This is a genomic window from Stenotrophomonas sp. GD03680, from assembly GCF_029844625.1.
Taxonomy (GTDB): domain Bacteria; phylum Pseudomonadota; class Gammaproteobacteria; order Xanthomonadales; family Xanthomonadaceae; genus Stenotrophomonas; species Stenotrophomonas maltophilia_P.
Window position 1 is genome coordinate 19,510 of the sequence record NZ_JAOCKC010000029.1, and the last position, 16,114, is coordinate 35,623.

Here is a 16,114-nt window from a genome sequence, read left to right on the forward strand (position 1 = left end):
TCCACATCGAACCACCCTGCTTCTGCTGGAACCGCTGCCGTGACGAACCTGCCGACCACCCTGGCCGAATGGCTGGATTACATTGAACGCCAGCACCCGGCGACGATCGACATGGGCCTGGAGCGCGTCCGCGCCGTGGCCACGAGGATGGGACTGGGCGCGCCGGCCAAGCGCACCATCGTGGTCGGTGGGACCAACGGCAAGGGCTCCACGGTCGCCTTCATCGAGGCCATCGGCCGCGCTGCAGGCTGGAAGGTGGGGGCCTACACGTCGCCGCACCTGCTGCGCTACAACGAACGCGTACGCATCGATGGGCAGGAGGCGGAGGATGCCGCTCTGGTGGCGGCATTCAACGCCGTCGAAGCTGCGCGTGGCGACATCACCCTGACCTACTTCGAGTACGGCACGCTGGCCGCCCTGCAGCTGTTCGCGGGGGCAGCGCTGGATCTGGCGGTACTGGAAGTCGGGCTGGGAGGGCGCCTGGATGCGGTCAACATCGTCGACGCCGACGTGGCCGTGATCACCACGGTGGACATCGACCATGCCGAGTGGCTGGGCGAGGACCGTGAAGCGATCGGTGCGGAAAAGGCCGGCATCATCCGCGGCTGGAAACCGGTGATCCTGGGCGAGACCGACCCGCCGTCGAGCGTGCTGGCACGGGCCTATCTGCTGGGCGCGAACGCCATCCGCGGCGGCAGCGACTACTTCTACGAGCCGATCGATGCCCAGCGCTGGCGCTGGCGCGATGTCGGCCTGCGCATGGAACTGCCGACCCCCGCGCTGGCCGGTCCGATCCAGCTGGCCAATGCGGGTGCGGCCATTGCCGCGCTGCGCGCGCTGGACCGGCCGCTGCCACGCGCGGCGTGGGCGGCTGGCATCGCCGCGGCCCGCATCAACGGTCGCCTGCAGGCATTCGATCGTGATGGCGTGCAGGTGCGGGTCGATGTGGGTCACAACCCGCAGGCGGCTGGCCAGCTGGCACGCGCGCTGAAGGCCGAAGCTGTCCCGGGCCGGACCCTGGCGGTCTATGCCGCGTTGCAGGACAAGGATGCGGAAGGCGTGGTGCAGGCGCTGCAGGATGTGGTGGACGAGTGGACGCTGGCCGGCCTGGAAGGTCCGCGCGGACAGAGTGCGCAGCAGCTGCAGGCACGCCTGCACGGCACCGCTGCGGTCACCGCACGGCTGGCCGGCACTGTCGAGCAGGCGCTGACGCAGGTGCTGGCGCAGGCCCAGCCAGGCGACCGCGTACTGGTATTCGGTTCGTTCCACACGGCCGCTGCGGCCCTGCAGTGGTTGCAGCCCGCGCCCTGATCCACGTTCAGCCAACGCCGACGCCGTCCGGTCCGGCACCCGTATAATCGACCGCAACCCCCGGACAGTTGCCTGCCTCACGTGGATACGCCTCTGAAACAGCGATTGATTGGTGCCATCGTGCTGGTGGCACTCGCCGTGATCTTCCTGCCGATGCTGGTGAAGGGGCCGGCGCCGGACAGTGGCGTCGCCAGTGTGCCGATCGCAGCGCCCAATGCGCCCGCCGACGGCCAGTTCGAGACCCGTGAGCTGCCGCTGGTCGCCCCGGCCGGGGGTGCCACCGGCCTGCAGAGTGGCCAGGCCGCACCGCTGCAGGACGCAGCCGCGCCCGCCACGCCGCCGACCGTGGACACCTCGCCGGCGGTGGCTGCCGGCAACTATGCGGTGACATTCGGCGCCTATGGCAGCAAGGCCGACGCCGATGCGGTGATCGCCTATCTGAAGCGTTCGCAGCTGCCGGGCTTTGCCGAGGCGGCGACCATCAACGGCCGGCAGGCGTGGCGCGTGCGCGTCGGACCGTATGCCGATCGCGCCCAGGCCGAGGCGGCCCGCCTGCAGGCGGTGAAGATCCGCTCCGACGTCCATGCCGAGGTGATCACGCTGGATGCGCCCGCAGCTGCGGCTGCACCGGCCGCCGCTGCTCCGGCGCCGGCGGCACCGTCGGCCAGCACCCCGGCGGCGGCGTCCACGCCGTCGGCCACGGGCAACCCGGTGCGCAGCGAGAGCCTGCCGCCCAGCACGCCGGTCGCCAGGCCTGAAGCACCGAAGGCAACCGCGACGCCGGAGGCGACGAAGCCGGTCGCCAAGCCCGAGCCAAAGCCGCAACCGCAAACCCCGGCCGCGCCGGCGGCGGGCGGTGTTGGTTTCGCGGTCCAGCTGGGGGCGTTCGGCCAGGCCAACGATGCCAACGCGCTGCGCGACAAGGTGCGCGCTGCCGGATTCAGTGCCTTTGTCGAGCAGGTCCGCACCGAAAAGGGCACCCTGCATCGCGTGCGCGTCGGGCCGGTGGCCAACCGCGCCGATGCCGAGCAGCTGAAGGCCCAGGTGGCGGCCAAGGTCGGCGTGGCCGGCATGGTCCGACCGCACCCGTGATCACGCGCGCTGTCCGCCGCTGTCGTCGGCAGGAGCGGGCAGCGTGATCGACATCGTGCTGGGCGTGCTGATCGGTGCGTCGGTGCTGTTCGGCTTCATCCGCGGTTTCGTCGGCACGGTGGTCGCGCTGGTGTCCTGGCTGCTGGCCGGCTGGATGGCGTTCACCTTCGGCAATGAGGCATCGCACTGGTGGGCGGCGCCGCAGCCACCCGGCACGGGTCACTATCTGGCCGGCTATCTGGGGGTGTTCGTGCTCACCGTGGTGGCGGTCGGGCTGGTCGGGCTGTTGCTGAAGGCAGCGATCAAACTGACTCTGCTGGGCGGCGTGGATCGCCTGCTCGGCGGTGCCCTGGGCCTGGTCCGCGGCCTGTTCTTCGCCAGCGTGCTGTTGCTGCTGGCCGGTTTCACCGCGTTGCCGGCTGAGCCGGCATGGCAGCAATCGCAGGTGCGGCCGTTGCTGCAGCCGGCGGTGGCCTGGATGCAGGCCCAGCTGCCGCAGCTGGACGGCATGCTGCCACAGGCGCTGCCGCTGGACGGCCTGCTGCCGGGGGCACTGCCCTTGCCCCTGCTCGAGAATGCCCCCACCTCCTCGCAGGTATTGGGCAAGCCGGCGCCGACAGGCGATAATGGCGTTCTCAACGAGGTAGTGGCGGGCGGCGGATGGCCGCGGCCCGTGGACGTGGAGCGGGAGCCCCGGCCGGCCCCCACACTGCCCAGCAACATCGAGCCGGCGCCCGCGCGTCCGGCCCGGCCCGCGCCTGCCGCGGGCGGGACCCCAGGCCAGGCACGGCCACCTTCCTTGTAACTGGGCACAGCCCAGCGGAGACCTCGCACCATGTGTGGCATCGTCGGAATCGTCGGCAACCAGAACGTCGCCGGGCAGTTGTATGACGGCTTGACCGTCCTCCAGCATCGCGGCCAGGACGCGGCAGGCATCGCCACCGCCAACGGCAGCCGCCTGCGGGTGCAGAAGGCCAACGGCCTGGTCCGCGACGTGTTCGACGCACGCACCATGTCCACCCTGGAGGGCAGCGTCGGTATCGCCCACGTGCGGTATCCCACGGCCGGTTCGGAAGGCATGGACGAGGCGCAGCCGTTCTACGTCAATTCGCCGTATGGCATCGCCCTGGCGCACAACGGCAACCTCATCAACACCGAGGCTCTGCGCCAGCAGGTGTTCGAGCAGGACCGCCGCAACGTCAACACCGATTCGGACAGCGAAGTGCTGCTGAACGTGTTCGCCTACGAACTGGAACAGCAGCGCCAGCTCAGTCCGGAAGCCGCCATCCGCGCGGTGGCCGGGGTGCATCGTCGCTGCAAGGGCGGCTACGCGGTGGTCAGCGTGGTGCTGGGCCTGGGACTGGTTGCCTTCCGCGATCCGCATGGCATCCGTCCGCTGGTGCTGGGCAAGCGCAGCCATGCCGAGGGCGACGAGTACATCGTCGCTTCCGAATCGGCCGCACTGGACGTGCTCGGCTTCCAGCGCGTGCGCGACGTGCAGCCGGGCGAAGCGCTGGTCATCACCGCGCGTGGCGAGCTGTTCTCGGAAATCTGCGCCGAACCGGCCGAGCATACGCCGTGCATCTTCGAGTACGTGTACTTCGCCCGCCCGGATTCGATGATCGACAATGTCTCGGTGCACAAGGCGCGCATGCGCATGGGCATCAAGCTGGGCGAGAAGATCCTGCGCCTGCGCCCGGACCACGACATCGACACCATCATCCCGATTCCGGATACCTCGCGCGATGCCGCGCTGGAAATCTCCAATGTGCTCGGGGTGAAGTACCGCGAAGGCTTCATCAAGAACCGCTATATCGGCCGCACCTTCATCATGCCGGGGCAGGGTGAGCGGGTGAAGTCGGTGCGGCGCAAGCTCAACCCGATCCACCTGGAGTTCCGCAACCGGGTGGTGCTGCTGGTGGACGACTCGATCGTGCGTGGCACCACCAGCCAGCAGATCGTGCAGATGGCCCGTGATGCGGGCGCACGCAAGGTCTACCTGGCCAGTGCCGCGCCGCCGGTGCGCTTCCCGAACATCTACGGCATCGACATGCCGGCCGCCGAAGAACTGGTCGCGCACAACCGCAGCGTGGAAGAAATCGAGGCCCACCTGGGCTGCGACTGGCTGATCTACCAGGATCTGGAAGACATGGAAGCGGCCGTGAGCGAGGGCAACCCCGCACTGCGCAACTTCGACTCGTCCTGCTTCAACGGCCACTATCCCACCGGCATCGAACCGGGCTATTTCGAGCGCATCCAGCAACTGCGTTCGGACGACGCCAAGCACAAGCGCCGCGCCTGAGGCCAAGGGCGTGGTCGAGGCCGACGTCGGTGGCGACCTGCTGCGTGCCGCGCAGCAGTGCCTTGCAGAAGCCGATCCGCTGCGCAAGGTGGCCTTGACCCAGGCTCATGCCGCGGCATTCCGCGCGGGGCGGCTGAAGGTGGCAGTGGATGCGCCGCCACCGGAGCCGATCCGGATGCCGGGCAGACCGGACCGCCTGGTACTGGTCCATCCGCGCGAGGTGCCGCGGCGTGGCCTCGGTGGGGTGGAAGGGCGCGCCGCCTTCATCCATGCCATCGCCCACATCGAACTCAATGCGATCGATCTGGCCTGGGATGCCGTGTATCGCTTCCGCGGCCTGCCCGCAGCCTTCCATGCCGACTGGGTCAGTTGTGCCGATGACGAGTCGCGGCATTTCATGCTGTTGCGTGAGCGCCTGCTGGCACATGGCCACGACTACGCCGACTTCCCTGCGCATAACGGCCTGTGGGAGATGTGCGAGAAGACCGCACATGACGGCCTGGCACGCATGGCGCTGGTGCCCCGCGTACTGGAAGCGCGCGGCCTGGACGTGACACCGGGCATGATCGACAAGCTGCGCAACGTCGGCGATGGCGAGACCGCGGATGTGCTGGAGATCATCCTGCGCGAGGAAGTGGCGCACGTCGCCGCAGGTTCGCGCTGGTACCGCTGGTACTGCGAACGTGCCGGCGTTGAACCGCGCGCACGCTTCAAGGCACTGCTGGTCGAGTTCGCAGGCGGTTACCTGCATGGTCCGTTCAACCTGGAAGCCCGCCTGCTGGCGGGCTTCGATGCCGACGAACTGGCCAACCTGGTCGAACAGGCCGGCTGACCGGCAACGCGGGAGCCCAGTCCCGCCCTGCGCGGGCGCGTCTCATGTGTTCGGCAGCACCACCCGCTTGCCATCCACGGTGGGGCGGTTGATGTAGAACAGGCCGGGACCGGGTCGATACGGCAGCTCGCTCACGCCGGCATCGGCCGCATAGGTCAGCGCGGTATCGCCCAGTGCGTCGAAATTCCAGTGTGCCGACTGCATCAGGTAGCGCCTGCGCAGCAGTGCTTCCTGGGCCGGGGTGAGGGCCTGGCCGGCCATCAGCCGGCGCGCGATCGGCAGCAGTGCGTCGGGCAGTTCCCAGCCGGCAACCGCGTTGGCATCTGCGCGCCAGCGTACGCCGGCGGCGATGGCCTGCTGCTGCATCACCTGCAGGGCCACCAGCTGGTAACGCCAGTCGATGCGCCGACGCAGCACCACTGCCGCGGTGACGTACAACACCGGCGACAGCAGCACGCTGCGGCTGCCGGCGCGGCGTTGCTGCTGCCACTGGTGCCAGACATCGACCCACACTTCCTTTTCGCCCAGCCCGAGCTGCTGCCGCCAGCGTTCGGCATCCGCCTGCGCCTCGGCGTACACCGTCGTGGCCTGAAGCTGTGCCAGCGGGGGGACCTGGTAGTCGGCCACGCTTGGCCGGCGCAGCTGCTGCCGGCGTGGGCGACTGAGCAGCTTCGGTCCTTCCTCTGTCTGGTTGTAGCCACCGCCGATGTTGGCGTGCACGCCGGGCAGTGCGATCTCCACGTGCGCTGCGGCCACCCGCGTGAGCGGGTAGTGCTGGCGATGTTCGTCGCGCGCGACCAGCTGCACGACACGTCCGGCGATGTCGGCGGCGAGGGCGACGCGTGGTCGCTCATCGGCTCTTCCCCCGCTTACGGCGACGACCGTGTCGAACAGGCCGATGAAGCGCAGCAGCGGCCGTGCCGGCGCGAAGCCGGCGGCGCAGACCAGCCCCGCGTCCTGCAGCAGTTGCTGCCAGCGGGCCGTATCCCAGGCCTGCAAGCGGTTGGCGGCATCGCGCGCCGCCGCCGCCCCGCGCGAGTATCCGAACAGATCCAGCTGCACGCCCTGCACGGGCCTGTGCCAGCGCGCGGACACGCTGGTCAATGCTGCCGGCAACAGCTCGTTGAGCGCGCGCTCGACCTTGGCACGCACACCGCTGGCGCCGATGCCGAAGGCCAGTCCCAGCAGATCGTCTTCGGCATCATCGCGGGTGCCCACCCCTTCCACGTAGATGGCCAGCGAGGGGAACGGCAGCGTCTCCTGGCGGCTGTCCGGATACAACCGGTGCAGCCGTGCAACGTTGGTCAGGCCATTGTCGTAGCTGCTGGTCAACCGGCTCTGATAGGTCGAATCATCGTCGGCACGCAGCACGGCAGGGCGGGGTTGCGGCACCTGGACGTGTCCGCGCGCCAGGTTGTGCGCGTTGTTGCGGGTGCCATCGAAGAACAGACCAATCCGCAGCACGGCGGCATCGTCATGGGTGTCCTGCGCTGGTGCCATGTGCATTCCCCGTCGTGGCTACGTCACGGTAGCGCGAAAGCGGTGTGTTGGCGAAGTGTAGCGACGCTGTTGACCTGACTGAACGCAGATGCGGTCGATCACAGATCCAGATTCTCATTCCCACCGCCTATTGAATTCACACGACCTGCGCAGGCCAGATGGCCGGACCCGACACAACGGGTCGTGCTGCATCACTGCTGTTCACTTCATTCAAGGAGCGACGAAATGATGTCCAGATCGATTGGCAAGACGGCGGGTGGCCTGTTGCTGGGAATGTCGGTGGTTGCGGCCGCCGGTGCTGCACCGTTGTTCGAGCCGGTGACGGTACTCAGTCGTGCATCGGCAAGCAGTGAACCTGCGCTGGGCCGGTTGTTGGCGACGCCGTCCACGGCCGCTGTGCAGGAGGTGCGGGTCGATGCCGCTGCCACCGCGCAGCCGCAGCTGGAGTTCGAGCTGCTTGGCCAGCGGGTGCAGGCGGTACGCAGCAAGGTCGAAACGCTGCCCGACGGCGGCTCTGTCTGGTACGGCCAGCTCCGCTCCGCGTCGGGCAGGCTGCAGGCGGCCACCTCCAATGGACAGGATGACCCTGGCAATTCGGTGATCCTGGTCCGCTCCGGCGACACGCTGACCGGCTCGATCCGCAAGGACGGCAAACTCTACCGGTTGCGTCCGCTCGGCAACCGCCACGTCCTGGTGGAAGTGGATGAATCGCGGATGCCGGCCGACCACCCGGCCGACTACAACCAGTTGCCGAAGATTCCGCTGCCGGCCGATGACCGCATCGGCATTGCCCAGGCGTCTTCGGGAACGCCGGCGACCATCCGCGTACTGGTGGTGGCCACCAATGCCGCCGTCGCCGCCTATGGCGGCAACATGCAGTCGCTGGTGCAGCTGGCGGTCGCCGAGTCGAACCAGGGCTACACCAACAGCAATGTCGGCCTGACGCTGCAGCTGGCCCGCTACGAGACCACCAGTTACAGCGAATCCGGCGACTTCAATACCGATCTGGCACGTTTCCGCGGCACCAGCGACGGCTACATGGACAGCATCCACAGCAGCCGCAATACCTACACGGCCGATGTCGGCGTGCTGCTGATCAACAACGCGTCTTACTGCGGCCTGGCCTCGGGCATCGGCTCAAGCGCATCTACCGCGTTCGCGGCGGTGTACTGGGATTGCGCGACCGGCTACTACTCGTTCGCCCACGAGATCGGCCACCTGCAGAGCGCGCGGCACGATCTCGCCAACGATCCGAGCACGTCGCCATACGCCTATGGCCATGGCTATCGCTATGAGCCGTCCAGCGGTACCGGCTGGCGCACCATCATGGCGTACAACTGCACCCGCAGCTGCCCGCGCCTGAATTACTGGTCCAATCCGAACATCAGCTACAACGGCATCCCGATGGGCACTGCCAGCACCGCCGACAACCAGCGCGTGCTGGTCAATACCAAGCACACCATCGCCGGCTTCCGGTAACCGGCACCCGGGGCGCACGACCCGGGGTCGTGCGCTGCCGTGGATGGACGGGCCTCAGGTCAGCGAATCCAGCGTCCAGCCCTGTGGGGTCACGCGCAGTACCGAGCCCTGCTCGTACCAGTCACCCAGAACGATGCGGGTGCAGCTGCGTCCGCCGGCCTGCAGCGCATGGATTGCGGGGCGGTGGGTGTGGCCGTGGATCATGGTGTCCACGCCGTGACGGATGAAGGTGGCCTCCACTTCGGCCGGGGCCACGTCGGTCACTGTCTCGAACTGCGCGCGGTCGCCCTGTTTCATTTCCGACTGCCGTGCCTGGCTCGCTTCACGGGCCTTCTGCGCGAAGGCAATGCGTGCGGCCAGCGGCTGCGAGAGGAACTGCGCCTGGAATGCCGGATCGCGCGTCTGCGCGCGGAACTGCTGGTAGGGAATGTCGTCGGTGCACAGCAGATCGCCGTGCTGCAGCAGCACCGCACGGCCGTACAGCTCGATCACGCACGGGTCGGGCAGGATGCGCAGACCGGCACGGCGTGCGTAGTCTTCGCCAAGCAGGAAATCGCGGTTGCCGCGGATGAAGTACACCGGCACGCCGCTGTCGGCGAGCGTCCTCAACGCGTCCGCCACCGCATCGGCGGCGGGTGAGGGCGTGTCGTCGCCGATCCAGGCCTCGAACAGATCGCCCAGGATGTACAGCGCGTCCGCGCCGGGCGCCTGTTCGCGCAGGAAACGCAGGAACAGGTCGGTGATTTCCGGACGGCTCGGGTCCAGGTGCAGGTCGGAAATGAACAGCGTGGTCATGCCTGCATTCTAGGTCATCGCGGATACCGGTAGCGCCGGGCCATGGCCGGCGAGCGCATCACACCGGCAGCGGCAGCCAGGCCAGGCTGGCCGACGCCAGCAGTGCGGCGATGCCGGTGGCGGCCAGCACATCGCTGGGGTAATGCAGGCCCAGCACGACCCGCGACAGGCCCACGCCGAGGGTGAACGGCACCAGCAGCGGCGCCAGCCAGGGGTAATAGGCCAACGCCACGATGGTGAACGACACCGCGTGCAGGGTATGCCCGGACGGGAAACTGAACTCGTCCAACGGGGCCACCCAGGCCCGGATGCGCAGATCCGCGGCATACGGGCGGGGGCGCCGGGTCCAGCGCTTGAGGCCCTTGTACAGCAGCAGCGCGGCCAGGCCGGTGGCGGCCATGTGCACCGATGCGCGCAGCCCGTCGAAGCCATCGATCGCCACCAGTACACCCATCAGCACGTACCAGAACACGCCGTCGCCAAGCCGGCTGATGATCGAGAACAGACGGCGCACGCGGCGGCGCCGGCAATAGTGGTTCGCCCGCCGGCACAGGCGTGTTTCGCTGCCGCGCAGCAGTTCAAGCGGCGTGGTGCGCATGGCCAGTCCTCCGGGTGTTCGCCAGCTCAGCCAGCAGCGCATCGAACTCGGCCACCACCTGCTGCGGATGCAGCCGCTTCATCGCCCGTGCGGCCTGGCTGCCCAGTTCGCGGCGCAGCGTGTCATCGCTGGCCAGCTGCACGGCCGCTTCGACGAACTGCTCGTCGTTGCCCACGGCGGCACCGTTCTCGCCGTTGCGCAGGTACTCACGCGCCGCGCCGTAATCGAAGGCCACCGTGGCCAGGCCGCTGGCCATGCTTTCCAGGGTCACGTTGCCGAAGGTCTCGCTGCGGCTGGGGAACAGGAACAGATCGCCGCTGGCGAAATGGCGGGCCAGCGCTTCGCCGCGCTGGATGCCGCAGAAGATGAAGTCGGGGTTCTCATGCGCCAGCTTCTCCCGTGCGGGCCCGTCGCCGACCCAGACGAAGCGTGCCTTCGGCCGTATCTGCTGCAGGCGGCGGAACGCCTTCACGGCCAGTCCGAGGTTCTTCTCGGCGGCGATGCGGCCAACGTAGATCGCTGCCAGGCCATTGCCGTCGATGCCCCATTCCTCGCGCAGGGTGGGGTCACGCCGGCCCGGGTCGAACTGCTGGCTGTCGACCGCGCGGGCCAGCAGCCGGACGCGCTCGAAGCCGTGTTCGGCAAGGAACTGTTGGAGCTCGCGGGTGGGCACGAGGGTGGCGTCGGCCTGGTTGTGGAAGCGGCGCATCCAGCGCATCGCGGCGGCCTGCAGCCAGGCGACCCCGTAGTCGGGCAGATACTCGTCGAAGCGAGTGTGGAAGCCACTGGCTACCGGGATGCCGAGGCGCCGCGCGGTACGCAGCGCCGACCAGCCCAGCGGGCCTTCGGTAGCGACATAGATCGCATCCGGGCGCTGCTGCTGCCAGTGGCGACCGAGCCGGATCGGGGCCGGCAGGCCGAACCGCAACCCGGGATAGCGGGGCAGGGCGGCGCCGGGCACCAGCAGGGTACCGGGAGCGGAATCCAGCGCTTCATTGGCCTGGCGTGGCCGGATCAGGTCGATCTCGTGCCCGGCCGCCCGCAGGCCCTGTTCCAGTCCCTGCACGGTCAGTGCGACGCCGTTGACTTCCGGCGGATACGTCTCGGTGACGATGGCATAGCGCATGGCGGGCCTCCGGTTTCCCGGCATGCTCGGGCCTGGCGATGTAGCCGACATGACGGCTTGGCGACACAGGCATGACAGACGCGCAGGAGCGCCGGCGGCGGGGCCGGGGCCAGAAAAAACCACGGCCCCGAAGGGCCGTGGTCGTGGAGCGTCGCAGTGCGATCGATCAGAAGCGCTGCTGGTACTTCATGTAGATGAAACGACCGATGTCGTAGCCGCCGTAGTACGAGAACGCGGAGTTCGGCTTGCTGTACATGATCGGGCCGGACTTCTCGAACACGTTGTTGGCGCCGACGGCGACGGTCGCATCCCACGGCAGGTTGTAGCGGAACTGCACGTCGTGGAAGGTCACCGAACCACGCTCGTTGTAGTTGCGCGAGCCCTTGTACCACGGTGCATACACGCCCGGATCGGAGCACTCGTCCGGATACAGACCGATGTTGGAGCAGGTCTCCTTCACGCCCGAGTAGTAGCGCGCGGTCCAGGTCACCCCGAAGTCACCCAGATCGTAGCCCAGCGCCAGGTTCGAGCGGACGCGGAAGGCGCTGCCGATGCCGTTGGTGACGATCGGAACGATCGAGCTGTCGTTCGAGGTGCGGTAGGTCGCACTGGACACGTAGGTGGTGGCCGAATTCACGTTGAACTTGCCGAACCGGGTGTCCAGACGGTAGCTCACATCCAGGTCGTAACCTTCGGTTTCCATGAAGCCCGCATTGCGGTTGCCGAACTTCAGGTTGGTCACGATGCCCGTCACCGGGTCACGCTGGAAGCGCGTGCAGCGCGAATCGATGCCTGCTTCGTAGCAGTCCTGCAGGATCTGGGTCGGCGTATCGGCAATGATCGTGTTGTCGATGCGGATCTTCCACCAGTCCAGCGAGGCGTTGAAGCCCTGGATGAAGCTCGGGCTCCAGACCAGGCCCAGCGTCTTGCTGGTCGAGGTTTCCGGAGTCAGCAGCGGATTCGAGCCGGAAGTGAACGGCACCGGCGTGGCATCGGTGGAGGTGTTCACCGGAGTGCCGCCCTGGCGCAGCTGGCGGAAGGTATCGGCATTGGCGATGTCGCGGGCGCAACGCGAACGGACTTCGGCGCTGGAGGCCGAGGAACCGAAGCGGGTGTCGCACGGATCGCTGAACTGCGCGAAGGTCTCGGAGCCACCACCGAACAGATCGTTGATGGTCGGGGCGCGGAAGCCCTCCGCCCAGGTGCCACGCACCATCAGCGAGTCGATCGGCTTCCACTTGAAGCCGAACTTGCTGTTGAGGGTGTTGCCGAAGGTGTTGTAGTCCGAGAAACGGGTAGCACCGTTGAAGCTCAGTTCCTTCGCGCCCGGCAGATCGGCCAGCACCGGAACGTTCACTTCCAGGTAGGCTTCATTGACGGTGTAGTCGCCACCGGTCGGGCCAGCCGCGAGGTTGGTGGTGGCGCCGGTCTGGGCCAGGGCATCCGGGGTGTACTTGCCTTCTTCCTTGCGGCTTTCCACGCCGAAGGCGAAGCCGAGGTCACCGGCCGGCAGGGTCACGATGCTGCCCGCGATGCTGGCGAAGAAGTTCTTGGAGGTGGTGCGGCCCTTGGTGATCTCATCCGGGAACAGCCACGCCTGCAGTTCTTCGTTGCCATAGATGCCATCGGCAGCGGTGGTGCCGTACGGAACCAGCGGGTTCCACGGCTTGCAGACGTCGTAGGAGATCGGAGCAGCGGCCGTGCCGCACTGCACCTTGCCGGTGGCGGCGTTGAAGAAGGACGGACCTACGCCGGCCGCGACGCGACCCTTGTGCAGGTTGCCGGTCGCCACCGATTCCAGCTCGTTGCGGTTGTACTGGTAGCCCACTTCCCAGTCGAAGTAACGCTCGCCGATATCGAACGAGCCGTCGAACGACGCCACCGCGCGGTAGGTCTTCAGCTCGCTGGTGGTCACGCGCGGCACTTCCCAGGTGCGGCGGTTCCAGGCCACCGCAGTCGGGGTGGCGAAGCCGTGCTGGTTGCCGAACGGGTTGAAGTAGCTGTCGATCGACATGGAGCCGACACCGGCGGTGCTCGACTGCAGCGGATAGCCCGCGATCTGGCGGGTGGACTCGCGCTGGTTGTAGCCCAGCTCAGTGCGGAAGTTGACGTTGTCGGTGATCTTGAACCGGCCGTCGAAGTAGATCGAGTCGCGCTTGACCGGGTACATCACGTGCATCTGGTCGTTGGCGTTGCTCACGTCACCGGTGAAGGGCGTGGAGTTGGTGAGGTGGTAATTGGCCGGATTGGTCGGGTCCGTGCCACGGTTGAGCGAGTAGCCACAGCCTGCCGGAGGCGTCGCATTGCAGCCGGGACCGCGCACGCCGGTGAACTGGCCGTACTGGCTGATGGTGGTCCAGTTGCTGCTGTCGTTCGGGTGGCGATCGGTCATGCCGTACTGGCTGAAGCCGCGGTCACGCGCCCACACGCCCTTCTCTTCTGCATGCTCGGCCGACAGGGTCAGCGAGATGCGGTCGTTGTTCCAGCCGGCGACCACGTCGAAGCGGTCGCGCGCGCCGTCGCCCTCGCTGTACTGGCCGTGGTAGACGTTGGCGGTCACGCCGGTGACGTTGGAGCGGGTGATGATGTTGACCACGCCAGCCATGGCATCCGAACCATAGATCGCAGAAGCGCCGTCCTTCAGCACCTCGATGCGCTCCACTGCCGACACCGGCAGGGAGGAAACGTCCTGGTAGCCGGACGTGCTGATGCCCAGGCGCTTGCCGTTGACCAGCACCAGCGTGCGCTGCGTGCCCAGGTTGCGCATGTCGATGTAGGTGCCGCCCGCGTTCTCGCCCGCGGTCAGCGCGTTGGCGCGGCTGATTGCCGGGCTGCCCATCGCGGTGACGTTCTGCAGGATGTCGGCAACCGAGCTGAAGCCCTGGCGCTCGATATCGTTGCGGCTGATCGCGAACACCGGCTGGGCGGTTTCCACGTCGACCTGGCGGATACGCGAACCGGTGATCTCGATACGGTCCAGGTTGGTCGGCGAAGCAGTGCTTTCGCTCTGGGCGAACGCGGGCAGTGCCGCCAGCGTTGCAGTGGTAGCCAGGGCATAGCGGATCGCCTGCCCCAGGGCGGTGGTGCGTGAAGTCATACGAGCTCTCTCTCTCAGGTCGTGCAACGGACGCCAAAAAGGGCGTCGAAGAAGCCGGAAGGTCGTGCGACCGGACCAGCAACCCGATAGTAGTCTCGTTGGTTAATGCTGTGTAAAGAGGGCGTGTCGAACAAATTAACGCTTTGTCACAAATCTTCACAAAACATGAACAAAAGCAATCGCTTACGATGCCGTCGCGGATGGACCCCCAACGACGGGCTGACGCGATGCAACAGGAAAAGCCGCCAGATTGCGCAAAGTGTCACCGAATGTAACGCCGAGGCGCGCGTATTCAGGCAACGAAGGGACGGAACTGGATGCCGAGGCCGGCGATGCCGTCGGTCTCGCCGATCAGGTCGGCGCGCAGCAGCGGCCTGGCGTCGATGAACGCCTGCGGCACGATCAGCGACAACCGGTTGTCATCGGCGGTCAGTTCCAGCGGCGGCAGCGGAGCGTCCTCATGGGCACGGTTGAGCAGCACCGCCAGGCGCAGCAGCGCGGCCAGCCGCCGCGCGGTCAGCAGCAGGCGCTCGGGCAGGGCGTCGAACGCGGTCTTGCCCACGCTGCGGCGATGGCTGCGGACCAGGGCCGCCAGCATCTGCTGCTCCTGCCGCGAGAAGCCGGCGATGTCCGAGTGTTCCAGCACGTAGCTGCCATGCACGTGATAGCCGCTGTGGGCGATCATCAGCCCCAGCTCATGCAGGCGTGCCGCCCAGCCGAGCATGCGGGCATCGTCAGCGTCGAGCTTCCAGCGTTCCTGTACCTGCTCCAGCAGCGACAGGGCGGTGTCCTGCACGCGGTCGGCCTGGACGGTGTCGATGCCGTAACGGTGGGTGAGCGCAGCGACCGATTCGTCGCGCAGGTCGTTCTCGCCGGCACGGCCGACAATGTCGTAAAGGATGCCTTCGCGCATCGCGGCCTTGCTGACCAGCAGCTTCTGCAGGCCCAATGCCTGGAAGGCCGCCTCCAGCACCAGGATGCCGCCCGCGATGATCGGGCGGCGATCGCTGGACAGGCCCGGCAGCACGATGTCGTCGATCTTCTTGGCCTTGAGCAGCTCGTCGCGCAGCTGTGGCAGGGCTTCGGCGGTGATCGCCCCCTTGCTCAGCTTCATCGTCGCGCAGATCTCGCTGATCGCCTTGTGGGTGCCCGAAGAACCCAGTGCCTCCTGCCAGCCCAGCGCACGGTACTTGCTGGCGAAGGGCTGGAACTCGCGACCGATCTCGGCCAGTGCATCCTTCCAGCGCTTCTTGCTGAGCTTGCCGCCCGGAAAGAAGCGGCGGGTGCTGGCAATGCAGCCGGCCTGCAGGCTCTCGCGCTCGAGGGTCTGCATGCCCATGCCGATGATGAACTCGGTCGAGCCACCGCCGATGTCGATCACCAGCCGGCGCTCGCCCGGTTTGGGCGGCTGGGCATGGGCGACGCCCAGGTAGATCAGGCGCGCCTCCTCGCGGCCGCTCACCACTTCGATGGCATGGCCAAGCGCGGTTTCGGCGGGAACCAGGAACGACTGCGGTGAACGCAGCTGGCGCACGGTATTGGTGGCCAGTGCACGCACGCGGTGCGACGGGACATTGCGGATGCGCTGGCCGAAGCGGGCCAGGCATTCCAGTGCGCGTTGCCGTGCCGCAGCCGACAGGCCCCCCTTGCCATCCAGACCGTCGGCCATGCGCACGGTTTCGCGCAGGCGGTCGATCACCCGCAGCTGGCCGAGCGTGTAGCGCGCGATGACCATGTGGAAACTGTTGGAGCCAAGGTCGATGGCGGCCAGCAGGTCGCCATCCTGCAATGCGGGCGGAGTCGTGGTGGTATGCGGCATGGGCGAATGTTAGCCGAAGGGGCGGTGTGCTCGTCACCGCATGGCCTTCACATTTTGTCGGGGGGGCGTTCGGTAGTGCCGGCCGCTGGCCGGCAAGGTCAACGTCAACGTCAACGTCAAAAGCGGGTTTTCTGAGGGATGGCGGGGTGGGTCCGGTTGAGGG

General features: G+C 67.4%; 12 protein-coding genes. 6 read left to right on the top strand and 6 right to left on the bottom strand.

The window, feature by feature from the left end:
* The first annotated feature begins 39 nt into the window (after positions 1-39).
* The 5 genes from folC to N5J29_RS17865 all read left to right on the top strand — a co-directional run bounded on the left by folC (position 40) and on the right by N5J29_RS17865 (position 5,537).
* Positions 40-1,311 carry a bifunctional tetrahydrofolate synthase/dihydrofolate synthase gene (gene folC, locus N5J29_RS17845; protein WP_065175935.1) on the top strand — a complete coding sequence of 424 codons (1,272 nt, stop codon included), beginning with the start codon at positions 40-42 and terminating at the stop codon, positions 1,309-1,311.
* Positions 1,312-1,392: 81 nt separating this feature from the next.
* Positions 1,393-2,403: an SPOR domain-containing protein gene (locus tag N5J29_RS17850; RefSeq protein WP_065175936.1), complete on the top strand. Its 1,011-nt coding sequence runs from the start codon at positions 1,393-1,395 to the stop codon at positions 2,401-2,403.
* 43 nt (positions 2,404-2,446) lie between these two features.
* On the top strand, positions 2,447-3,208 hold the full coding sequence (locus N5J29_RS17855) for a CvpA family protein (protein ID WP_053519448.1): 762 nt from the start codon (positions 2,447-2,449) through the stop codon (positions 3,206-3,208).
* Positions 3,209-3,238: 30 nt separating this feature from the next.
* A complete protein-coding gene (gene purF / locus N5J29_RS17860) occupies positions 3,239-4,705 on the top strand; it encodes an amidophosphoribosyltransferase (protein WP_065175938.1) in 1,467 nt (488 codons plus the stop codon).
* A gap of 10 nt (positions 4,706-4,715) precedes the next feature.
* Entirely contained in the window at positions 4,716-5,537 is an 822-nt protein-coding gene (locus tag N5J29_RS17865; RefSeq protein ID WP_164152133.1) for a ferritin-like domain-containing protein, read from the top strand.
* A gap of 42 nt (positions 5,538-5,579) precedes the next feature.
* On the opposite strand, the gene N5J29_RS17870 is transcribed toward N5J29_RS17865, so the two are convergent.
* A complete protein-coding gene (locus N5J29_RS17870; RefSeq protein WP_065182474.1) occupies positions 5,580-7,037 on the bottom strand; it encodes a DUF2235 domain-containing protein in 1,458 nt (485 codons plus the stop codon).
* A gap of 225 nt (positions 7,038-7,262) precedes the next feature.
* On the opposite strand from N5J29_RS17870, the gene N5J29_RS17875 reads away from it, so the two are divergent.
* Positions 7,263-8,516 carry a M12 family metallo-peptidase gene (locus N5J29_RS17875; protein WP_053519444.1) on the top strand — a complete coding sequence of 418 codons (1,254 nt, stop codon included), beginning with the start codon at positions 7,263-7,265 and terminating at the stop codon, positions 8,514-8,516.
* A 54-nt stretch (positions 8,517-8,570) separates the two neighbouring features.
* On the opposite strand, the gene lpxH is transcribed toward N5J29_RS17875, so the two are convergent.
* From lpxH to ppx, 5 genes are all read right to left on the bottom strand, one after another.
* Positions 8,571-9,311, bottom strand: a complete 741-nt coding sequence (gene lpxH, locus N5J29_RS17880; protein WP_053519443.1) for a UDP-2,3-diacylglucosamine diphosphatase — start codon at positions 9,309-9,311, stop codon at positions 8,571-8,573.
* 58 nt (positions 9,312-9,369) lie between these two features.
* Complete coding sequence (locus N5J29_RS17885) at positions 9,370-9,909, bottom strand: phosphatase PAP2 family protein (protein WP_053519442.1); 540 nt, start codon at positions 9,907-9,909, stop codon at positions 9,370-9,372.
* Positions 9,890-11,035, bottom strand: coding sequence for a glycosyltransferase family 1 protein (locus tag N5J29_RS17890; protein ID WP_164152136.1), 1,146 nt, complete (start codon positions 11,033-11,035; stop codon positions 9,890-9,892). The genes N5J29_RS17885 and N5J29_RS17890 overlap by 20 nt, the downstream gene beginning before the upstream one ends.
* A gap of 166 nt (positions 11,036-11,201) precedes the next feature.
* Positions 11,202-14,132 carry a TonB-dependent receptor gene (locus N5J29_RS17895; protein ID WP_111186885.1) on the bottom strand — a complete coding sequence of 977 codons (2,931 nt, stop codon included), beginning with the start codon at positions 14,130-14,132 and terminating at the stop codon, positions 11,202-11,204.
* A 292-nt stretch (positions 14,133-14,424) separates the two neighbouring features.
* Entirely contained in the window at positions 14,425-15,951 is a 1,527-nt protein-coding gene (ppx, locus tag N5J29_RS17900; protein WP_053519439.1) for an exopolyphosphatase, read from the bottom strand.
* Positions 15,952-16,114: the final 163 nt, after the last annotated feature.

Coding starts and splice junctions, on each gene's coding strand:
- N5J29_RS17890 (WP_164152136.1), bottom strand. CDS start 11,035: ATGCGCTATGCCATCGTCACCGAGACGTATCCGCCGGAAGTCAACGGC.
- purF (WP_065175938.1), top strand. CDS start 3,239: ATGTGTGGCATCGTCGGAATCGTCGGCAACCAGAACGTCGCCGGGCAG.
- N5J29_RS17870 (WP_065182474.1), bottom strand. CDS start 7,037: ATGGCACCAGCGCAGGACACCCATGACGATGCCGCCGTGCTGCGGATT.
- N5J29_RS17895 (WP_111186885.1), bottom strand. CDS start 14,132: ATGACTTCACGCACCACCGCCCTGGGGCAGGCGATCCGCTATGCCCTG.
- lpxH (WP_053519443.1), bottom strand. CDS start 9,311: ATGACCACGCTGTTCATTTCCGACCTGCACCTGGACCCGAGCCGTCCG.
- N5J29_RS17875 (WP_053519444.1), top strand. CDS start 7,263: ATGATGTCCAGATCGATTGGCAAGACGGCGGGTGGCCTGTTGCTGGGA.
- N5J29_RS17885 (WP_053519442.1), bottom strand. CDS start 9,909: ATGCGCACCACGCCGCTTGAACTGCTGCGCGGCAGCGAAACACGCCTG.
- ppx (WP_053519439.1), bottom strand. CDS start 15,951: ATGCCGCATACCACCACGACTCCGCCCGCATTGCAGGATGGCGACCTG.